This is a genomic window from Peteryoungia aggregata LMG 23059 (assembly GCF_030814435.1).
In the GTDB taxonomy this organism is placed as follows: domain Bacteria; phylum Pseudomonadota; class Alphaproteobacteria; order Rhizobiales; family Rhizobiaceae; genus Allorhizobium; species Allorhizobium aggregatum.
This window is the reverse complement of the sequence record NZ_JAUSUW010000004.1, coordinates 206,584-228,070: the sequence shown is the minus strand read 5'-3', so window position 1 is coordinate 228,070 and position 21,487 is coordinate 206,584. Positions and strand designations below refer to the sequence as shown.

At 61.2% G+C, this 21,487-nt stretch carries 10 protein-coding genes; 6 read left to right on the top strand and 4 right to left on the bottom strand.

All coding sequences use genetic code 11. From position 1 onward, the window contains the following. Positions 1 to 83: 83 nt before the first annotated feature. From J2045_RS08545 to J2045_RS08535, 3 genes are all read left to right on the top strand, one after another. The gene (locus J2045_RS08545) at positions 84 to 890 is read left to right on the top strand and encodes an alkaline phosphatase family protein (protein ID WP_307371652.1); all 807 of its coding nucleotides are present in this window, start codon (positions 84 to 86) and stop codon (positions 888 to 890) included. Between the two features lie 68 nt (positions 891 to 958). After that, a complete protein-coding gene (locus J2045_RS08540; protein ID WP_307371649.1) occupies positions 959 to 1,675 on the top strand; it encodes an SDR family oxidoreductase in 717 nt (238 codons plus the stop codon). Further along, positions 1,669 to 3,207, top strand: a complete 1,539-nt coding sequence (locus tag J2045_RS08535) for a cryptochrome/photolyase family protein (RefSeq protein WP_307371646.1) — start codon at positions 1,669 to 1,671, stop codon at positions 3,205 to 3,207. The genes J2045_RS08540 and J2045_RS08535 overlap by 7 nt, the downstream gene beginning before the upstream one ends. Before the next feature lie 15 nt (positions 3,208 to 3,222). Here J2045_RS08535 and J2045_RS08530 read toward each other — a convergent pair whose 3' ends face one another. Then, a complete protein-coding gene (locus J2045_RS08530) occupies positions 3,223 to 4,968 on the bottom strand; it encodes a glucan ABC transporter ATP-binding protein/ permease (RefSeq protein ID WP_307371644.1) in 1,746 nt (581 codons plus the stop codon). A 283-nt stretch (positions 4,969 to 5,251) separates the two neighbouring features. Between J2045_RS08530 and J2045_RS08525 the strand changes: the two genes are divergently transcribed. Continuing rightward, positions 5,252 to 5,989 (top strand): LuxR family transcriptional regulator, encoded by a 738-nt coding sequence (locus tag J2045_RS08525; RefSeq protein ID WP_307371643.1) that lies wholly within the window; start codon positions 5,252 to 5,254, stop codon positions 5,987 to 5,989. A gap of 117 nt (positions 5,990 to 6,106) precedes the next feature. Next, positions 6,107 to 9,568, top strand: coding sequence for a pyruvate carboxylase (pyc, locus tag J2045_RS08520; RefSeq protein WP_307371641.1), 3,462 nt, complete (start codon positions 6,107 to 6,109; stop codon positions 9,566 to 9,568). Between the two features lie 65 nt (positions 9,569 to 9,633). Here the strand turns inward: pyc and J2045_RS08515 are convergent, their stop codons facing one another. Together J2045_RS08515 and J2045_RS08510 are read right to left on the bottom strand one after the other, a co-directional pair. Then, positions 9,634 to 18,147 carry a GH36-type glycosyl hydrolase domain-containing protein gene (locus tag J2045_RS08515; RefSeq protein ID WP_307371639.1) on the bottom strand — a complete coding sequence of 2,838 codons (8,514 nt, stop codon included), beginning with the start codon at positions 18,145 to 18,147 and terminating at the stop codon, positions 9,634 to 9,636. A gap of 354 nt (positions 18,148 to 18,501) precedes the next feature. Beyond that, entirely contained in the window at positions 18,502 to 19,146 is a 645-nt protein-coding gene (locus J2045_RS08510) for a TetR family transcriptional regulator C-terminal domain-containing protein (RefSeq protein WP_166600460.1), read from the bottom strand. Between the two features lie 139 nt (positions 19,147 to 19,285). Here J2045_RS08510 and J2045_RS08505 point away from each other — a divergent pair, with 139 nt between their 5' ends. After that, positions 19,286 to 20,449, top strand: coding sequence for a M20 aminoacylase family protein (locus J2045_RS08505; RefSeq protein WP_307371636.1), 1,164 nt, complete (start codon positions 19,286 to 19,288; stop codon positions 20,447 to 20,449). Here the strand turns inward: J2045_RS08505 and J2045_RS08500 are convergent. Then, the gene (locus J2045_RS08500; protein ID WP_307371634.1) at positions 20,446 to 21,309 is read right to left on the bottom strand and encodes a DMT family transporter; all 864 of its coding nucleotides are present in this window, start codon (positions 21,307 to 21,309) and stop codon (positions 20,446 to 20,448) included. The two genes, J2045_RS08505 and J2045_RS08500, sit on opposite strands and share 4 nt — an antisense overlap. Between the last annotated feature and the right edge of the window lie 178 nt (positions 21,310 to 21,487).

Genomic DNA, 21,487 nt, shown 5'->3' with positions numbered 1-21,487 from the left:
CTATACCACATGATCAAGGGGAGGCTTCGGTCTCCCCTTTTTTCTGCCTTGTCATTCAGGCTGTTCGTGGCAAGTTGCGCGCCATGAACAAAGTGATCCTGATCGTTCTCGATGGACTGCGCTACGACGTGGCCCGCACCTGTCTCGGTTACATGGAAGGCCTCGTGGCTGCAGGCAGGGCCGATGTGCGCAAGCTCACCTGCGAACTGCCCGCCATGTCGCGCCCGCTTTATGAGACCTTGCTGACCGGGCGAAAGCCCGTGGACCATGGCGTGGTCAGTAATGGCGTGGTGCGCCGTTCGGTGGGGGACAATCTCTTCGCGCGGGTTCGGGCCCAGGGTGGCGTGACCGCTGCTGCCGCTTATCATTGGGTGTCGGAGCTTTATGTGTCCTGCCCGTTCGACCGATACCGTGATCGCATTCTCGTCGATGGTACAGGCGATATCACCCATGGCGTTTTCTATTGGGACGATGCCTATCCCGACAGCCATCTCTTTGCGGATGCCGAATGGCTTATCCGGTCGAAATCACCTGATTTCTTGCTGCTGCACCCGATGAATGTCGATGATGCCGGCCACAAGCATGGTGGTGACAGCATCGGTTATCGCAATGCGGCGCGCATGCAGGGTGATCTGCTTGCGCGGCATGTGCCTGCTTGGGTCGAGGCCGGTTATAGCGTGATCGTCACGGCCGATCACGGCATGGGCGACGACGGCAATCATGCAGGGCCGACACCGGAGGAAACGGAAGTGCCTTTCTACACGGTGGGCTTCCGGATCGAGAAAGCGGCCCTGCTGCAGCAGATCCAGATTGTCGGCCTCGTCTGCCGGCTGATGGACCTTGATCCCGGCGACATGCCGGCCTTTGGCGGGACCGTGGAGCGCCTCTGAGACAATCTGTGCCTGATCCGGTTTGGCTGCCTGCCGTATTGGGTAGCACAGACCAGCAGGAGATCCAGATGTCCGACTTTTCCGGAATGACGTCCCTTAATCCCGGCTACCGCGCGCTTGTGCTCGGGGCGAGCGGAGGCATAGGCGGCGCCTTTGCTGCCGCCATCAAGGCCGATCCTGCCTGTGGTGGCGTGACCGAGTTGTCGCGCAGCCGCGACGGGTTCGATATCACGGATGATGCCTCTGTCGGCGCTGCGGCAGCCCCCTTCTCGGAAGGGGGCCAGAAATTCGATCTCATTCTCTGTGCGACGGGTGCGCTTGTCATCAATGGCAATGGCCCGGAAAAGACGATCAAGGCGATCCAAGGTGACGTGATGGCGGCGCAGTTTGCGCTGAATGCGATCGGTCCGGCGCTGGCGCTGAAACACTTCGCACCGCTTCTCTCCAACGAGGGCAAGAGCGTGTTCGCCACGCTGTCGGCGCGGGTCGGCTCGATTGGCGACAACAAGCTTGGCGGCTGGATCTCCTATCGCTCGGCGAAATCGGCTCTCAACCAGATCACACGCACTTCGGCGATTGAAATTGCCCGTCTCAGACCGAAAAGTGTTGTGGTGGCGCTGCATCCGGGGTCCGTCGATACCGGCTTTTCCGGCGGCTTCTCCAAGACGCATGACAAGATCCAGCCGGCTGATAGTGTCGCCATGATGCTTTCGGTGCTTGATGGCCTTGAGCCGGTGCAGACCGGTGGCTTCTTCGCCTATGACGGTCAGCCGATCGAATGGTGAAGGCATCGCGTATCCATCTCGTTCTCGGCGATCAGCTTACGCATTCGCTGTCTGCGCTTGCCGATGCCGCTCCGGAGACCTCGCTGGTGCTGATGGCGGAAGTCATGAGCGAGGCGACCTATGTGAAGCATCACAAGAAGAAGATCGCTTTTCTCTTCTCCGCCATGCGGCACTTTGCCGAAGAGTTGCGGGAGAAGGGGTTCCAGGTCCGCTATGTGACGCTTGATGACCCCGAGAACACCCAGAGCCTCAAAGGTGAGCTTGCCCGCGCGCTTGCCGAAAGCGGCGCTTCCGCCGTCAGCATCACGGAATGCGGGGAATGGCGTTTGGCCGAGGAGATGCGGAGCTGGGAAACGGATATTGGCGTGCCCGTCGAGATCCGCGAAGACGATCGTTTTCTCTCTTCGATCGAGGACTTCCGCACCTGGCGCAAGGGGCGTAAGCAGCTGCGCATGGAGTATTTCTATCGCGACATGCGCCGACGGCACCGGGTGCTGCTGGATGGCGAAGAGCCGGTCGGTGGCAAGTGGAACTTCGACGCCGAGAACCGCAAGCCGCCAGCCGAGGGGCTGAAAGGCCCAAAGCGGATCAGCCATGCCAAGGATGCAATCACGAAATCCGTGCTGGCGCTGGTCGAAGAGCGCTTCGTCGGCCATATGGGCTCCCTCGACAGTTTCCATTCTGCGGTCACCGCTGATCAGGCGGAGATGGAGCTCCAGCAGTTCATCGACGAGATCCTGCCAGATTTCGGCGACTATCAGGACGCGATGGTGAAGGGCGAACCCTATCTCTATCATTCATTGATCTCGTCCTACATCAACGCCGGATTGCTACTGCCGATCGATGTCATTCGCCGGGCCGAGGCCGCGTGGTTCGAGGGGCGGGCGCCGCTGAATGCCGTCGAAGGCTTCATTCGCCAGATCCTCGGCTGGCGCGAATATGTCCGTGGCATCTACTGGACGGAAATGCCTGATTATGCCGGCTTGAACCATCTCTCGGCCTCCCACCCGCTGCCGCAGATGTACTGGACGGCAAAGACCGATATGGCTTGCATGCGGGGGGCGATCGGGGACACGATCGAACACGCCTATTCGCATCATATCCAGCGACTGATGGTGACCGGCAATTTCGCCATGCTGGCCGGGATCGATCCGGTAGAGGTCTGCGACTGGTATCTCGCGGTCTATTCCGACGCCTATGAATGGGTCGAATTGCCAAACACGCTTGGCATGGCGCTCTATGGCGATGGTGGCGTTATGGCCAGCAAGCCCTATGCGGCGAGCGGCAAATATATCGATCGGATGAGCAATTTCTGCGGTGGATGCCGCTATGATCCGAAGCTGACGACCGGGCCGAAGGCCTGTCCGTTCAACGCGCTCTACTGGGACTTCCTCGATCGCAATACGGAGAAGCTGGCGCGAAACCCCAGGCTTTCCAACATGTATGCGACCTGGCGGCGGATGGATCCTTTCAAGCAGGACGCCATCCGCAAACACGCCGCCCAGGTGCTGGAGAGGCTGGATACGCTCTGACTGACCCCAAATGGTTCAGATCGCCGGGCTCGGCTCTTCCTTGAGGAGGCCGCTGGTCCGCAGCAGCGAGCTGAAGCGGCCACCCAGCGCGCTCAACTGGTCGTAATTGCCCATTTCGATGACGTGGCCATGGTCGAGGAAGACGACGAGGTCGGCTTCGCGAATGGTCGAAAGACGATGGGCGATGATGAAGGTCGTGCGGTTCTTGCGCAGCCTGTCGATGGCTTCCTTCACGCGCGCCTCGGTTTCGACGTCGAGCGCGCTCGTTGCTTCGTCAAGCACGAGGATCGGGGCGTTCTTGAGGATCGCGCGGGCGATCGCGATGCGCTGGCGCTCGCCGCCCGACAGGCGGTTGCCGCGTTCTCCGACATGGGTGTCGTAGCCGATCATGCGGCTTTCGATGAAATCGGTCGCGGCCGCTGCCTCGGCTGCCTGGATGATCTCTTCCTCGGTCGCATCCTCGCGACCCAGGCGGATATTGTCTCTGATCGAGCGGTTCAGCAGGCCAGCGTCCTGGAAGACGGTCGCGATTGCGTGGCGCAGCGACTTGCGGGTCACCTTGGCGATGTCCTGGTCGTCGATCAGGATCTGGCCCGACTGCGGATCATAGACCCGCTGCAGAAGGTTGATCAGGGTGGTCTTGCCGGCGCCCGTCGGACCGACGATCGCGACCGTCTGACCGGCGCGGACATGAAACGACACGTCGCGCACGCCCTGCGTGGTCGAGGCGAAGTCGAACGAAACGTCACGGAATTCGACGTCGCCGCGAACATGCTTCAGCTCGGCGGCCCCGGCGCGTTCCTCGCGTTCCTGGACGGCGTCCTCAAGCTTGTAGAAGTCCTCAAGCTTCGAACGGGCTTCGAAGATCTGGTTGACGAAGGTGATCATCTGGTCGAGGCGGGCGATGAGCAAGCCGGCAAAGCCCGTAAAGGCGATGATTTCACCGACCTTCAACTCACCGCGTTGTACCAGCAGCGTGCCGATAACCAGGATGACGAGCATGGAGAGCGTTGAGGCGATGCGGTTGAGCGCCCCTGCGAGGGCCCACCAGTCGAGGACTGGATACTGGGCCGAGAGGAGCTTTGTCGTATACTCTTTCAAGGCTCGCGTTTCGGCTTCAATACGATTATAGCTGTGCAACACGGACACGTTGCTGATCGAGTCGCTCACATGCGAGAACACCGTGTGGTAGTGACCTTCAACGGAGGCTTGACCTTCCTTCGTTCGGTTCATCACCGTCTTTCCGACGATGACATACAGAACTGCTAGAACGATCAATACCGAGGTCAGGCGCACATCCATCGAGAAGGCCGTGGGGATGAGCAGCGCGAGTGCCACGGCGGTGGCAAGATGTGTGCGCATGAATTCCAGCCAGAGGCCGAAGAGTGTCTCGCCTGCGCGCAGCAATGTGTGGAGCGCGTTTGAGGTGCCGCGCTGATGATGCCAGCTGAGCGGCATCGAGATGATCTTGGCGAACGAGTCGGTCAGAAGGTCTGCTCGTCGGCCATGGGCAAGGCGGTCTGCCTGTCGCGCAACCAGGACATAGGCAACCGTATTGAAGACGCCGAAGCAGCCCCAGGCGATCAGGATCGTCGAGGCATCTCGCTTTTCTGAGATCGCATCAATGATGCGGCCGAAAAGAATCGGCTCCAGGATCGTAATGACAGCAAGGACGATGTTTGCGACAACCACGAGCGAAACCCGCAACCTGTAGTGTGCAAGATATTTCAGAGCCTTGAAATAGACCTGGAGCAGGGACAAGTGGTGTTACCTTTGTTTCGTTCGTGGCGTGCGCCAAGACAGTATCAGGCCGGAGTCTGCCGTCAGTGCGAAGGATGCCTAATGCTACAGTGGATCCTCTGCAAGATCTCACCTTCTTCGGTCCGATCGCGGAGCATGGCCACAGGCCAAAGTCGACCCCCGCGCTTTAAGCTTCCCATAACGCAATTTGACGATAAATGTTCATATTGCTCAGGGTGGTTGAAAAAACCGCTGCTCGTGGCTTTTTAATGGTATTTTAGCTGCGCATTTTGGAGAGAGTTTTGTGAACATCAATCAATTGCTGCATTTTTTGGTCGTAGTGGATGAGTGCCGATCCGCAGCCGAGATCGTCACGACGCTCGAAAAGCTGATTCGGTCCTATGGTTTCGACTATTACGGCGTCGTGCGTCAGCCCAAACCGGACGAAAATCCGATGGAACTCGTTCTGGCGGGGCACTGGCCGGAAGGATGGCCGCAGCTCTATATCGCCAAGAAATATGTCCTCATCGATCCGACCATTCGTTATCTCGGCCACGCTCAATCCGGCTTTCGCTGGCGCGAGGCGCTGTACGCCTTCCGAGCGGACCCGCATCGCAAGCGGATGGAGCGCATGCTGGCGGACAGCATGCGGTTCGGCCTGCAGGACGGATACATTTTCCCCGTCCACGGGCGAACCGGGCTGCTCGGCAACATGACGGTGGGCGGACGTCCCATCGATCTGTCCCCCACGGAAGTGGCGCTTTTCGATGCCGTGGCGAAGAAGGCCTATTGGCGTCTCGTGGAATTCCGCTTTGCCGATGAGGCGGAGGCGATCAAGCCGATCGATACGCGGATGACGCGGCGTGAAATGGAAGTTCTGAACTATCTGGCGGATGGACTGACCTCGAATGAGATCAGCAAGATCTTGAAGATTTCGAACCACACCGTTGATTGGTACATGAATGGTATTCAGGACAAACTAAATGCGAAAAATCGACAGCACGTGGTGGCTCTGTCGTTCCGTCTCGGGCTTGTAACCTGAGGCACACCTGAATCTTCTCGACACGAAGCAAGGCAAATTGAACTTCCCAAAACAACGCGCTATGACTTTTCTTCGCAGGTGCACAATGCCCTGGCATATCGTTTTGGGGAGATCGAATTGCCAATATCCAAGATCCTTGTCGCCAACCGTTCGGAAATCGCGATCCGCGTCTTTCGCGCCGCCAACGAGCTCGGTCTGAAAACGGTCGCTATCTGGGCCGAGGAAGACAAACTCGCGCTGCACCGCTTCAAGGCGGATGAAAGCTACCAGGTTGGTCGGGGCCCGCACCTGGCGAGAGATCTCGGACCGATCGAGAGCTATCTGTCGATCGAGGAAATCATCCGCGTTGCCAAGCTGTCGGGTGCCGACGCGATCCATCCCGGCTACGGCCTCCTCTCGGAGAGTCCTGAATTCGTGGACGCCTGCAACGATGCAGGTCTGATCTTCATCGGTCCGAAGAGCGACACGATGCGGCAGCTCGGCAACAAGGTCGCTGCCCGCAATCTCGCAATTAGCGTCGGCGTTCCGGTGGTGCCGGCCACCAATCCGCTGCCCGATGACGAAGCGGAGATCCACCGTTTGGCGGCAGAGATCGGTTATCCGGTCATGCTCAAGGCATCCTGGGGTGGTGGCGGTCGTGGCATGCGCGCCATTCGCGACCCCAAGGACCTGCTGCGCGAGGTGACGGAAGGCAAGCGCGAGGCAATGGCCGCGTTCGGCAAAGACGAGGTCTATCTTGAAAAGCTCGTCGAGCGCGCCCGCCACGTCGAGAGCCAGGTTCTCGGCGATACGCATGGCAATGTCGTGCATCTCTTCGAGCGTGACTGCTCCATCCAGCGCCGCAACCAGAAGGTCGTCGAGCGCGCGCCGGCACCTTACCTGAACGAAGCGCAGCGCCAGGAACTGGCCGACTATTCGCTCCGGATCGCCAAGGCGACCAACTATATCGGTGCCGGTACCGTCGAGTACCTGATGGATGCCGACACCGGCAAATTCTACTTCATCGAGGTCAATCCGCGCATCCAGGTCGAGCACACCGTCACCGAAGTCGTGACCGGTATCGACATCGTGAAGGCGCAGATCCACATCCTTGATGGTCATGCCATCGGAACCCCGGAATCGGGCGTGCCAAAGCAGGCCGATATCCGCCTGAACGGTCATGCCCTGCAGTGCCGCATCACCACGGAAGACCCGGAGCAGAACTTCATTCCGGATTACGGCCGCATCACCGCCTATCGTTCGGCTGCCGGCTTCGGCATCCGCCTCGATGGCGGTACCGCCTATTCGGGTGCGATCATCACCCGCTACTACGATCCGCTGCTGGTCAAGGTAACGGCGTCGGGCAGCACGCCGCAGGAAGCGATCAGCCGCATGGACCGCGCGTTGCGCGAGTTCCGTATCCGCGGTGTCGCGACCAACCTCACCTTCCTCGAAGCGATCATTGGCCATCCGAAGTTTCGCGACAATTCCTATACGACCCGGTTCATCGACACGACACCAGAGCTCTTCCAGCAGGTGAAGCGCCAGGATCGCGCCACGAAGCTGCTCACCTATCTCGCGGATGTGACCGTGAATGGCCATCCGGAGGTCAAGGGCCGTCCGAAGCCGCCTGCCGATGCCGCTGAGCCAGTCGTTCCCTATATCGACGCCGACATCAAACCGGGTACCAAGCAACTGCTTGACGAACTCGGGCCCAAGAAGTTCGGCGAATGGATGCGCAACGAAAAACGCATCCTGATGACCGATACGACCATGCGCGACGGTCACCAGTCGCTGCTCGCGACCCGTGTTCGGACACATGATATCGCCAAGATCGCCGACACCTATGCGCGGGCTCTGCCGAACCTGTTCTCGCTCGAGTGCTGGGGCGGCGCGACCTTCGACGTTTCCATGCGCTTCCTGACGGAAGATCCGTGGGAGCGTCTGGCACTTGTGCGCGAAGGTGCGCCTAACCTGCTGCTGCAGATGCTTCTGCGCGGCGCGAACGGCGTGGGCTACAAGAACTATCCCGACAATGTGGTGAAGTACTTTGTCCGCCAGGCGGCCAAGGGCGGGATCGACCTCTTCCGCGTCTTCGACTGCCTGAACTGGGTCGACAACATGCGCGTGTCGATGGATGCCGTGATCGAAGAGAACAAGCTCTGCGAGGCGGTTATCTGCTACACGGGCGATCTCCTGAATTCGGCGCGTCCGAAGTATGACCTGAAGTACTACACGGCACTTGCGGCCGATCTCGAAAAGGCCGGTGCGCACATAATCGCGGTCAAGGACATGGCCGGCCTTCTGAAGCCGGCTGCCGCCAAGGTGCTGTTCAAGGCCTTGCGTGAAGCCACAAGCCTGCCGATCCACTTCCACACGCATGACACTTCAGGCATTGCAGCTGCGACTGTGCTGGCGGCTGTGGAAGCCGGTGTCGATGCCGTGGATGCAGCCATGGATGCCTTCTCGGGCAACACGTCCCAGCCGTGCCTCGGCTCGATCGTAGAAGCACTGCGCGGGTCGGAACGCGACCCGGGGCTCGATCCTCACTGGATCCGCCGTCTCTCCTTCTACTGGGAAGCCGTGCGCATTCAGTACGCCGCATTCGAGACCGATCTCAAGGGGCCGGCGTCGGAGGTCTATCTGCATGAAATGCCGGGTGGGCAGTTCACCAACCTCAAGGAGCAGGCACGCTCGCTGGGGTTGGAGACCCGCTGGCACGAGGTGGCGCAAGCCTATGCTGACGCCAACCAGATGTTTGGCGACATCGTCAAGGTGACCCCCTCCTCCAAGGTTGTCGGCGACATGGCGCTGATGATGGTCAGCCAGGACCTTTCGGTGGCCGACGTCGAGAACCCGGCCAAGGACATCGCCTTCCCGGATTCGGTCGTCTCGATGCTGAAGGGGGATCTGGGGCAGCCGCCAGGCGGATGGCCAGAGGCGCTGCAGAAAAAGGTGCTCAAGGGCGATCAGCCCTATACGGCGGTACCGGGTTCGCTACTGCCGCCGGCCGATCTGGATGCGGAACGCAAGGCGATCGAGGAAAAGCTTGGCCGTGAGGTGACTGATTTCGAGTTTGCCTCGTACCTCATGTATCCCAAGGTCTTCACCGACTATGCCCTCGCAGCCGACACATACGGCCCGGTTTCGGTTATCCCGACGCCGCAGTATTTCTATGGCCTGCCAGCCGGCGAGGAACTCTTCCTCGATCTGGAGAAGGGTAAGACGCTGGTTATCGTCAATCAGGCGATTGGCCATACGGACGAAAAGGGCATGGTCACCGTGTTCTTCGAACTGAACGGTCAGCCGCGCCGCATCAAGGTGCCGGATCGTGCCCATGGTGCTTCGGGCAGCGCCGTCCGCCGCAAGGCGGAAACCGGCAATACCGCGCAGCTCGGTGCGCCGATGCCTGGCGTGATTTCGCAGGTTTCCGTCGCTGCCGGCCAGACGGTCAAGTCCGGCGATGTGCTGCTCTCGATCGAGGCGATGAAGATGGAAACGGCGCTGCATGCCGACCGTGACGGGACGATTTCGGAAGTCCTCGTGCGGATCGGTGACCAGATCGATGCCAAGGATCTGCTGATCGTCTATTCGGTCTGATACTCTCCCAACTGCTCAAAAGAAAAGAGGCCCCGCCATCGCTGGCGGGGCCTCTTTCGTTTCGATCATTCGGCAGCCTTGGCCTTTGGCTTTCGTGCCGGCTTCTTCGCCGGCGGCGGAGCCGGGGGCTCTGGCAGATCCTGGCCGATTACCTGCGCCTTGCCGTCGAGGGTCACGTCGTAGCCTTCAGTATTGCGTGTGACGGCGACGTCGACCTTGCGTCCGTCGATCTCCACCGTCGCCTTGAAGCCCTGCCAGTGCTCGGGCAGAGCGGGGCTGACCACGATATCGCTGCCCTTGCGACGGATGCCGAGGAAGCCTTCGACTGCGAAGCGATAGAGCCAGCCGGCCGAGCCGGTATACCAGGTCCAGCCACCGCGCCCGGCATAACCGTCTCCGCCATAGATATCGGCTGCCACGACATAGGGCTCGACGCGGTAACGCTCGGCGTCATCAGCCGTTCGGGCATGGTTGATCGGGTTCAGCATTTCAAAGACACGCCAGGCATCGGCCAGACGGCCGGCCTTGACCAGAGACAGCCCCAGCCAGATCGCGGCATGGGTATACTGGCCACCGTTTTCACGTACGCCGGGTGGGTAGGCGCCGATATAGCCGGGATCGACCTGCGGCTTTTCGAAGGCCGGAGTGAAGAGACGGACGATGCCCGTCTCCGTGTCCACCAGCTTCGAGACGGCCGAATCGAGAGCCTTCTCGGTATGCGCCGGATCCCCAAGTCCCGAGAGCACGCTCCAGGACTGGGCGATGGAGTCGATCTGGCACTGCAGCGACTCGCTGGAGCCGAGCGGTGAGCCGTCGTCGAAATAGCCGCGACGATAGTGGTCGCCGTCCCAGCCGGCCGTTTCCAGGGCCGCCTTGAGCTTTACGACATGATCGCTCCAGCGCGCGCTCCGGTCGCGCTCGCCGCGCTTGTCGGCCTGGACCTTGAAACGCTCAAGCGTGGCGGCCAGCAGCCAACCAAGCCAGACGCTTTCGCCGCGCCCTTCGATGCCGACACGGTTCATGCCGTCATTCCAGTCGCCGCCGAGGATCAGCGGCAGGCCGTGTTCGCCGGTGCGGGCAATTGCCAGATCCAGCGCGCGGGCGGCATGCTCGTAGAGATCAGCCGTTTCGGCTGCCACGTTCGGCAGGAAGAAGCTGTCATGCTGCCCATGCTTCAGTTCCGGGCCGTCGAGGAACGGAATCTGTTCGGCAAGGATCGTTTCGTCACCCGTTGCCGAAACATACTGGTCGATCGCATAGGCGAGCCAGACGACGTCATCGGAGATCATGGTGCGGACACCCGCTCCGGTCTGCGGCAGCCACCAATGCTGGACGTCGCCTTCGACGAACTGGCGAGCTGCTGCCTTCAGGATCTGGCGACGGGCCAGCTGCGGCTCGACCGTCAGGAAGGCTAGCGTATCCTGCAACTGGTCGCGGAAGCCATAGGCGCCGCTTGCCTGGTAGAAGCCAGCGCGCGCGAAGATGCGGCAGGCGAGGGCCTGATACGGCAGCCAGCGATTGACGAGGTTGTCGAAGGCCTTGTCTCCGGTCTCGACCGAGAGCTTGCCGGTGAAGCCCGTCCAGAAATCGCGGTTCGACCTCAAGACAGTCTCAAAGCCCGCCGCACGAACTGACTTCACCAGATCCATGGCACCTTCGGAGGTGTCGGTCTCCCCGAGAAGGAAGGTCATGTCGCGCGACTGGCCGGGAGCAAGCTCGACATCGAAGGCGATTGCGGCGCATGGGTCGCTTTCGCTCTCGATCGAACCGCTCAGGCCAGAAGCACGGGCAACGGCCTGCGGAAGCTTGATCGTGCCGTTGCGGCCGATGAACTCACGGCGGCTTGCGGTGTAGCCATCCGGCTGTTCCGGGCCCGCGAGGAAGGCGAAGCGGCCTGGATAGTTGATCTCATAGGGGTTGGAGGCGAGCAGGGCGCCCGTTTCCTCGTCAAAGGTCGAGAGAACGAAGGGCGCGGTGCGAGCCGGGTTGTTGCCCAGTACCCATTCCGCATAACCGTAAATGCGGAACTTGCGTGCTTCGCCGCTGACATTCTTCAGCCGGATCTTCGAGAGTTTCACTGGACGTTCGCGGTCGACCGTCTGTGTCAGCTCGATTTCGAGATCGCCGTGTCGGCCGACAAAGGTCGAGTAGCCCAAACCATGACGGGTTTCGAAGGTGGCAGCCGGATCGAGGTTGAGCGCGCTCACCGTCGCATAGGCGCGACCGCTGACGAGATCGGTCACATAGAAGGCTTCACCCGGGCGGTTGACGACCGGATCATTGGTCCACGGCGTCACCTGGTAATCGCGCGAATTCTGGCTCCAGGTGAAGCCCGCACCTTCGGCGGACACATGGAAGCCGAAGCTCTCGTTGGCGATCACGTTGATCCATGGCGTCGGCGTGTTGGCCGTCCCGTCGAGGCGGACGACATATTCCGTTCCATCCTTCGAGAAACCACCGAAGCCGTTCCAGAAGTCGAGGTCGGAGCCACCGATCGCCCGGCCTGGCTTTACCGGTGCGGGCAGCGACGGGGGCAGGCCTGCCCATTCGGCTTCGCCGTCGATGGTGCGCGGTGTCGCAAAGAGCGAGACGGCACGGTTCACCTGGTCGACGATCTTGCCGTTGCGGGTGTGGAGGACAACGCGGGCTGCCGCGAGAACGGCGAGCGTCGCACCTTCATCCTGCAGATCGTCGCGGACGGTGAAGACATGCTGGCGACCGCCCGGCAGGCGATGGCGCAGGTTGTCCGCCATCTGGTCGAGCGCATGCTGCATGTCCTGGGCGTAGGAGGTCGCGCGCTCGTTGATGATTGCAAGATCGGCCACGACGCCGCGACGGCGTAGATATTCCAGGGCGCTCATCGCTTCGCGGGCGATGTCCATGTCCATGTCGTCGTTGATGCGCAGCGCAAAGATCGGGAAGTCGCCCGAGATCGCCATCGGCCAGAGGGCCGACTGAGAGCGCAGGCCCTTGCGAACCGTTTCCGGGTCTGCCCGCAGGTGGTTATCGGGATAGACCAGATAGCGGCCAAGGTGCTGGAAGGCGGCGGCCTGCTGAGAGGTGATGCCAATGTGGCGGAGTTCCACCTGGGCGCGCGTCCAGGCATGGATGAGCTCGTGGCTGAAGGCGTCCGGGTGACGATAGCGTTCGATCGCCTGGTCGATTTCCTCGCGGTTCGGGGCGGCCATGGTCCAGAATATGACCTGGACCTTCTTGCCCGCCGGTACGCGGACGACGCGGCGCAGGCTGAGGATCGGGTCGAGCGTGAAGCCTTCCGTTCCAGAAAGCGAGGCGCCCGGATCGAAAGCTGCGGCTTCACCGAGGCTACGTCCGCGGCCGAGGAACTTGCGTCGGTCGGTTTCGAACTCCGTCGGACGGCCCTGGCCGGCGCTGTCGACCACGAGGTGGGCGACGCAGATATCCGGATCGGACGGGCTGCGCTTGTTGCGCTCGGCGCGGATGACGTCGCGGCGGCGGCCGAATTCCGTCTTCACGAACATGCGCGAGAAGAGCGGGTGAGCGTTGTCGCCATCTTCATAGGCGAGCACCGGCTCGGTGTAGGAGGTGACCTCGATGTAGCGGTCCTCGGTCCCGGTGTTCAGGATCGTCAGGCGTCGGCCTTCGGCGTCGTGCTCGGTGCCGACGATGCATTCCAGGGTCGTCGAAATGTCCCCGACGCTCTTGAAGAATTCGGCCTTGTCGTCGCCGAAGATGACCTTGGACTTTTCGTTCAAGGCGCTGCGCGGCGCCGATGTCGCCGACCACCACTCGTTGGTCGCGGTATCGCGCAGGAAGAGGAAGGTGCCCCAGCGGTCTTCCGTCGTGTCAGGCTTCCAGCGGGTAACGGACTGACCGTTCCAGCGGGAGAAGCCGGAGCCGGTGGCGGTCATCATCACCGAGTAGTGGCCATTGGAGAGGAAGACGACTTCACGGTCCTTGGTGGCCGGGTCTTCGACGGTGCGGATTTCGGCGCGCAGCAGGTCGGCCTGGCCCTTGCCCGGCGTCTGCGGCTCGTATTTGGCGCTCATGACCGGGATTTCGCGCGGGGTCTTTTCCTGCAGGAGAAGTTCCGCAGCCTCGATCACCGGATCGGCATGGAAGAGGGCGCGCAGGCGACCGTTGAAGGCGACGTTGGCGATCGCCGCAATCGACATGCCATGGTGGTGGGCATAGTAGTTGTAGACGACGGCGCACTTCTTGCCGTCCGGCAGACGCGTCGGCGTGAAATCGACGGCATCATGGAAACCATAGGCCCCGAGTGCGCCGAGCTTGCGCAAGCGCTTCAGGTTCTCGAGTGCCGCTTCCGGATAATACTGGCTGGCGAGGATCGAGGCATAAGGCGCGATGACGGCGTTCTGGCCGAGACCACGCTTCAGACCCAGCGTCGGCACACCGAAGTTGGTGTACTGGTAGTTCATCTCGTGGTCGCGGGCGTTGAAGGCCGCTTCCGAGATGCCCCAGGGGATGTTCAGTCGGCGACCATGGTTCATCTGTTCGATGACAACAAGATTGTTGGTCTGGTTGAGGATGCCGCCCTGACGCTCCTGCATGACGAGCGGTGGCATCAGGTACTCGAACATGGAGCCCGACCATGAGATCAGCGCGGCACGTGCGCCGATCGGAACGACCTGACGACCGAGGCGATACCAGTGTTCTGTCGGCAGGTCACCCTTGGCGACGGCGAAGAGACTGGTCAGGCGGCATTCCGAGGCGAGCAGATCGTAACAGGCCTCGTCCAGCTCGCGGGCGTCGACGCGATAGCCGATCGACAGGAGGCGTCGCTCCGGGCGGAACAGGAAGGTGAAGTCCATCGAGAAGGCGATGTTGCGGGCGCGCTCGGACAACTGGCTGAGACGCTGGCGCAGCGGATCGATGTTCGACAGGTCGAACGCGGTGTCCGAGATGTGGGCTTCGCAGACCGAAACCAGGTATTCCGTCCAGCGTACCACCTCGGCGCTCGGCTCGGAGCGCACCTCGTGATGCAGGTTGGCCGCGAGCTTCTGCACGTCGCGGGCCAGAATGGCGAGATTGATGATGCGGATAGAGGCGAACTCGTGCTCGCGCTTGACGGCAACAAGCGCCGTGTTGAAGCCGATGATGCGCTCTTCCAGGCGACGACGCAACGGACGCACCGTCTTGCGGTCGTCCGGCAGCTGCCCGAGGACCTCGAGCAGGATGCCGCCGACATCACCGATGCCGTCGAGATTGCCCTGAAGATGCGCAGAGGGCGCTTCCGCCCATTCCCGGCAGGCGGATGAAATGGCGATCAGGTGGCCAGCGAGGTTGCCGCTATCGACGGCGGAGATATAGCGCGGACCGAGTGTCTTCAGCGTGTCGGTGTAATACCAGTTGTACAGATGGCCGCGGTACTTCTCCATTCGCTCGACGGTCGCGATCGTCTGCTCCATGCGTTCGATCGTCTGCTCGAAGCTCAGCCAGCCGAAGTGGCGAGCGGAGACGACCGAGAGCAGGTAGACGCCGATGTTCGTCGGTGAGGTGCGGTGCGCAATAATCGGCTCGGGCGTTTCCTGGAAATTGTCCGGCGGCAGGTAGTTGTCGCCAGCCGTCGTGAAGGTCTCGTAGTAGCGCCAGGTCCGGCGCGCGATCTTGCGCAGCTCATAGGAGACGTGCTCCGGCACTTCGAGGCTGTCTTCCGTCTCGGCCGACTGGCTGACATACCAGGCGACCAGCGGCGACAGGACCCAGAGCGCTGCAAAGGGCAGGCCAATCAGATAACCGTAACCGCCTGGCATGGCAGCAATGCCGACCGACAGGATCGCCAGGATCGGGGCGTGACGCATGTTGCCGTAATAGGACGCGATCGAGCCCTGGGCCGCCGATTGCACGCTCGCAGCCGTGCGCCATTCGAGCAGCAGTTTGCGGCTCACCAGCATGCGATAGAGTGATCTTACGATGGCATCGGCCATCATACAGGCATTGTCGGCAATGAAGACGATGCGCAGCGCGACCTGCGCGTTGATGGAACGGACTTCCGACCAGAGCGTCTGGAAATGGGCCGCTGGCACTATGTCGGTCTGGCGCGGCACGATGCCTGAGAGCAAAGACAGCGTCGGGGCGACAAAGAGGCTGAAGATCAGCAGCAATTGCCAAATGGTGGCCCCGACCGGTTCCATCGAGGCCCAGCCGAGGACGGAAGCCGCCAGCCACGCGATCGGCGTCAGCGAACGGCGAAGGTTGTCGACCATCTTCCAGCGACCAAGGCTGGTGATGCCGCGGCTGGTGTCGCCGATGTAGGGAATAAGCTGCCAGTCGCCGCGGGCCCAGCGGCGCTGGCGCGAGATTTCCACTTCGTAGCGGGTCGGGAAATCCTCGACCAGTTCGACGTCGGTCACGAGAGCACAGCGGGCGAACGAGCCCTCGAGCAGGTCGTGGCTGAGCACGCTGTTTTCGTCGATGCGGCCTTTGATTGCCGTTTCAAAAGCGTCGACGTCGTAGAGACCCTTGCCGGTGAAGGTGCCTTCGCCGGTAATGTCCTGGTAGACGTCAGAGACCGTGAAGACGTAAGGGTCGAGGCCACGATTCATCGAGAAGATGCGCTGGAAGACCGACGCGTCCTTGCCTGTCGTCAGTGACGGGGTGACGCGCGGCTGCAGAACGCCGTAGCCGCTCACGACGCGGCCGGTCTTCTCGTCATGGACCGGCCGGTTGATCGGGTGGTGCATCTTGCCGACGAGTTTGGTCACGGCGTCGCGCATCAGGCGCGTGTCGGCATCGAGCGTCATCACGTAACGCACGTTTTCCGGCACCGTGTTTGCGCCCGGCAGATAGGACGTGTCGCGGTCGCCACGCAGCAGCAGGTTCAGTTCGTGCAGCTTGCCGCGCTTACGCTCCCAGCCCATCCAGCAGCCCTCGGCCTCGTTATACAGGCGGCGGCGATGCAGAAGGTAGAAGCGCGTCTTGCCAGCAAAATCATAACGAGCGTTGAGCTGAGCCACTTCGCGCTTGGCGTAATCAAGGACCTCGAGATCGGCAGCCGATTCCTCGGTCTGACTGTCCTTCCAGTCGCTCAAGAGCGCGAAGTAGATTTCGCCGTGCGGATTGGTGAGGTAGTGGACTTCGAGATTGCGGACGAGTTCGTCCACATCGTCACGCTTCGTGAGCATGCAGGGCACGACCACAAGCGTGCGCGCCTCTTCGGGGATTCCGTCCTTGAACTCGTACCCGGTCAGCCGGAATGGCTTCACGAAGAAGGTCACCACCGTGTTGAAGAGGCCCGTTGCCCCTTCCGACACCGGCAGCGACACCATGATGAGCAGGATCAGGATGAGCGGCGTGGAAGCCCCGGCCTGATCGAGAAAGTGCCCGATCACAGCCAGGGCTGCGATGGTCAGCGCAATGACGGGAACTGCAATCGAAAGCCAGTTGAGGCGTTTTATGATGTCGACCAGGATGCGCGACAGCGGCTGGCTGTAGCCAATCGCTGCTTCGAGATCGCTGCGGCGGCTGCCGACGAGGTAGCTCCCGACATCAAGCTGGCCATCTGCACCAACGGTCGCGGAGGCCAGATCGATCGCCGTCTGGGCGATCTCGATCTCGGTCTGATCACAGCGGCGCGCGAGCTTCTCGATGGTGTTGCGGTAGGCGTTGCGCGAGCCGAAGTCGAGGTCGCGGTAGTCGGTGTGCTGGCCGAGAACGCGGTCGACATGACTGACTTCCTCGACCCAGACCGACCATTCCTTGTCGTCGATCTCCCGCAGACCACGCACAATGTTGCCCATCGTGACGTTGCCTGACGAGAGACGGTTGTGCTCGGCGTCCATCGCTTCCTGGGCGGTGCGACCGGCGGCCTCCAGACGGCTTTCCAGCCACTCGACCGCGAAGCTCGTGTTCTGAGAGCCATTGCGCAGGCGATAGAGGAACTGGGTAGCAAAGGTGTTGTCGTCTGCGAGTTGTTCGATCTGGCTGAGATAGGTCGCGGCTGCAACCGGATCGTTCAGTCGGATGATCTCATCGGCGACTTCGTTGGCGCGGCGGCGCATCCGCCGCGAGCGATCGACGCGGGTGGCGATGCGGCGGAGATTCTCAACCAGCACGAAGCGGACGATCGATGGCAGGGCCCAGAGTTCGCCGATCTCCAGCGTCTGGTGCTGTTGATAACCTTCCACGAGTGCCGTCATGCTTTCCTGGCTGACGGTCGAATGGGTGTGAGCCACATAGAGCCAGGCGAGCGCCATGGTGCGGGGTATCTCGCGCCGGCCGACCTTCATCGTCGGAAGCTGGCGGTAGAACCGCTTCGGGAAGTCGCGGCGGACTTCCTGGATTGCTTCCTCGATGATGTAGTGATTGTCCAGAAGCCACTCGGCTGCCGGCGTGATGGTTGCGCCAGCTTCGACGTCAGCTGCAGTCGCCCGATAGACACGCAGGATCTCGCGCTCGTTCTCCTTATGTCGGGCAAAGAAGTCGAAATCCATCAATCCCGGCAGTTCTTCGACGCCGTCTAGCGCCAGCGACGCGGCGCTCTCCCGTAACTCCTCGATCGTGAAATAGGCAGATCGTATGGAATCGTTATGGTCGATCTGCTTGGTTTCGAGGTCGCGCGATGGCACATGAAGCGTCATGAAGGATAGGTTCTCGGTTCGATGGTTGAATAGAAAGCGATCGGGCTTCGACGGTCTGGTCGTCTCCGCGGCACCATTGCTCGATCATTGGGCTTTCGGCGAACAATCGTGGCAGAAAAAGGCCGTAGTAGGACGGTTACCGGCGGGCGGTTTGACTCTGTGACTGACTTTCGCTTTCTGGCATGTGAATTGGCGTTTTTATGACTCATTTCAAGCGTCTGGCCAAGGGGCTTGCGCAAAGTCGAGGCCTTTGATCCGGCCTTGTCGATAGATGGTCCTGATTTCTTTTGCCAGCGAGGTTACCAGATCGCGAAACAGGTGAAGGATCGATCGGTGCGCGCGACTTGTCCCGCGTTATGGAGCGGGCTCCCTATCCCTCAATGACAGGCCGCCGAGCATTGCCTCGACCGCATCAAGGGCTATGTTTGAAAGCCTCCCTTCGTCGAAGAGATCGCTGGCCAGAGAGTTCTCCAGCCACAGTCCGTCGATCAGGCCGTTGATCGCCACGGCGAGGTGGCGCACGGCCGAAAAGGTCGTCTTGTGTCGATGGGCTGTCAGGAGTGTTGCGACGAGATCTTCGAGGATGCCGATGAAGACGAGATAATTTTCCCGGTGGATGCGCGCAAGTTCCTCGTCGGATCTGACGCGGCCAATGAATGCTGCCCAGAGCGACAACGCCTTCGGGTCGGCGATCGGCGGGCTGACATTGGCAACGATGAAATCGTGCAGGCGTCGGCGCGGATCCGTGCCTGCATCTGCCATGGCTTCTACCGCGGTGCCGGTCATGCCGGCCAACATCTCACGGTAGGCCGCCTGGATCATTTCGTCCTTGCCGGAAAAATAGTGGCGGATCAGGCCACCCGTCACGCCCGCCCGGGCGGCGATATCGCGTACGGTTGCGCCCTCGAGTCCGTGCTCGGAAATGCTGTCCAGGGTTGCCGCTATCAGATCCTTGCGGCGCTCGGTCTCCCCGGCACGCTGGAACGTGCGTCGTGTCATGCGGCAACTCCAGCCTGGATTGAGGGGTGGCGGTCTCGCGACGCCATCCGTGCTTTTTATACGGTTGAACAACTAGGCAGCAAGTGCAACAGTTCGGTCCTCGAAAAACAGACACCCAGACGGTCAAAAGGTAGAGACTATGACGATCCATGCTCCCAACGTGATGGCGGAAGTGCTCGCAACGCGCCATCACCTCCACCAGTTCCCGGAGATCGGTCTTTCGGAATTCAAGACCTCCGACTATGTCGCCGAACAGCTCGCGGCGCTTGGTTATCAGGTGGCGCGGGGGCTGGCCAAGACCGGCATCGTTGCGACGCTTAGAAACGGTGCCAGCAACCGCAGCATCGGCATCCGGGCCGACTTCGACGCGTTGCCTATCCTTGAGGAAACCGGGTTGCCCTATGCCAGCCAGGTGCCGGGCGTGATGCATGCATGCGGTCATGACGGACATACCGCCATGCTTCTCGGGGCTGCGAAAATTCTCGCGGAGAGGCGGAATTTCGATGGGGTGATCCATCTGATCTTCCAGCCCGCGGAGGAGAACTTCGGGGGCGCACGGCTGATGATCGAGGATGGCCTCTTCGAGCGGTTTCCCTGTGATGCGGTGTTCGCGCTCCACAATGACCCGGAAATCCCGTTCGGGCACTTTGCGGTACGGGAGGGGCCGGTCATGGCTGCCGTCGACGAGTGCAAGATCACCGTCAATGGCCGGGGCGGGCATGGGGCCGAGCCGCAGTCGACTGCCGATCCCATCGTCTGCGGCGCCTCAATCGTCATGGCGCTGCAGACCATCGTGTCGCGCAACATTCATCCGCTCGATCCGACGGTCATCACAGTTGGCGGCTTTCATGCCGGTGCCGCGAGCAACGTGATCCCGGAGCGGGCCGAAATGGTGCTGTCCATCCGCTCATTCGATCCGAAGGTGCGCGATCAGTTGGAGCAGCGTATCCGCGCTGTGGCGGAAGGGCAGGCCGCGAGCTATGGCATGGGCGTGACCGTCGACTATGAGCGCGGCTATGACCCGACGATCAACCACAAGGCGGAAACCGACTTCGTCCGCGACCTCGCTGTCAGCTTCGCCGGAGCGAACAAGGTCTATGATCTGCCGCGGCCGATGATGGGCAGCGAGGACTTTGCCTACATGCTGGCGCAGCGACCGGGCAGCTATTTCTTCCTCGGCACCCAGCGGACACCGAACGATCCGCCGTTGCATCATCCGCGCTATGATTTCAACGACGATATCCTGCCTGTCGGAACAACCTTCTGGGTGGAGCTCGCCGAGCGTTATCTGGCGCAGTCCTAAGCGGCCCGGCGACGTCCCTGCGCGACAAGGACAATGAGGCCGGCGGCAGCGATCAGAACTGCCCCGGCCCAGACATTCGGGCCAGGCACGTCCTTCCAGATTGCATAGCCGAGCGCAAAGGCCCAGATCAGCGCTGTGTATTCGAGCGGTGCGATGACCGAGATCGGTGCGCGGCGAAGTGCCTCGAAGTAGCTCAACTGGCCGAGGCCGCCGATCACGCCGACAGCGAGCAACAGGATCTGGCTTGCTCCGCCAGGCATTGTCCAGGAGGCTAGTGCCATTGGTGCCGTCAGCGCGAGAAAAAAGACATTGGTCATGGCCATCTGCACCATGCTGCTGGCGTTCTGACTCGTGGTTCTGAGCAAGGTGGTGGCAATTGCCCAGCAAACGGCGGCAACCAGAGCCAGATAGACTGGCCAGCCGGTGGATATGCCGGTCGGGTTGCTGGCAATGACAACGCCGACGAAGCCGGTGATGACGGCGATCCAGCTGGTCAGGGGCACCTTCTCGCCCAGGATCGGGATTGCCAGGAGGATCGCTGCGATCGGTGCCGCAAAGTAGAGGGTTGTGAGGTCTGCCAGAGGCAGGTGTTTTGCGGCATTGAAATAGCATAGCCATGCGGCAAGCAGGAACAGGCTGCGCAGCATCATCGGTCGCAGAGTTGGCGAACTCATCGTCTCCCTGGCAAGCGACCTGCCGCCGAGAACAAAACAGCCGATCAGGATGACGATGCTGCGGCAGAAAAGGATCTGCCAGACTGTCGTGGATTCCACGAGAAGCTTGATCATCGCGTCGTGCGTGGCGAAGAAGAGATAGGCGAGGCTGGAGAGGGCGATCCCAGCACCGACAGCGGTTTTCACGGGAGAGTTCTTTCAAGGCAGGGCGGCGCCGCACTGGCGTCAGCATCGTGCATGTGTCGCGGCTTGCAACCCGGCTGTCAATCCTGCAGGCCGATCGCCACAAATGTTGTCTGTCGCAATAAAAGTTTATGCATGGTGCTCTGCGACGAGGATTGAGAGTTAAATCGATTTAATTAAA

Excerpts from the sequence above, each read along its gene's own strand:
- J2045_RS08510 (WP_166600460.1), bottom strand. The coding sequence starts at position 19,146 with ATGACACGACGCACGTTCCAGCGTGCCGGGGAGACCGAGCGCCGCAAG.
- J2045_RS08540 (WP_307371649.1), top strand. The coding sequence starts at position 959 with ATGTCCGACTTTTCCGGAATGACGTCCCTTAATCCCGGCTACCGCGCG.
- J2045_RS08535 (WP_307371646.1), top strand. The coding sequence starts at position 1,669 with ATGGTGAAGGCATCGCGTATCCATCTCGTTCTCGGCGATCAGCTTACG.
- J2045_RS08545 (WP_307371652.1), top strand. The coding sequence starts at position 84 with ATGAACAAAGTGATCCTGATCGTTCTCGATGGACTGCGCTACGACGTG.
- J2045_RS08515 (WP_307371639.1), bottom strand. The coding sequence starts at position 18,147 with ATGACGCTTCATGTGCCATCGCGCGACCTCGAAACCAAGCAGATCGAC.
- J2045_RS08505 (WP_307371636.1), top strand. The coding sequence starts at position 19,286 with ATGACGATCCATGCTCCCAACGTGATGGCGGAAGTGCTCGCAACGCGC.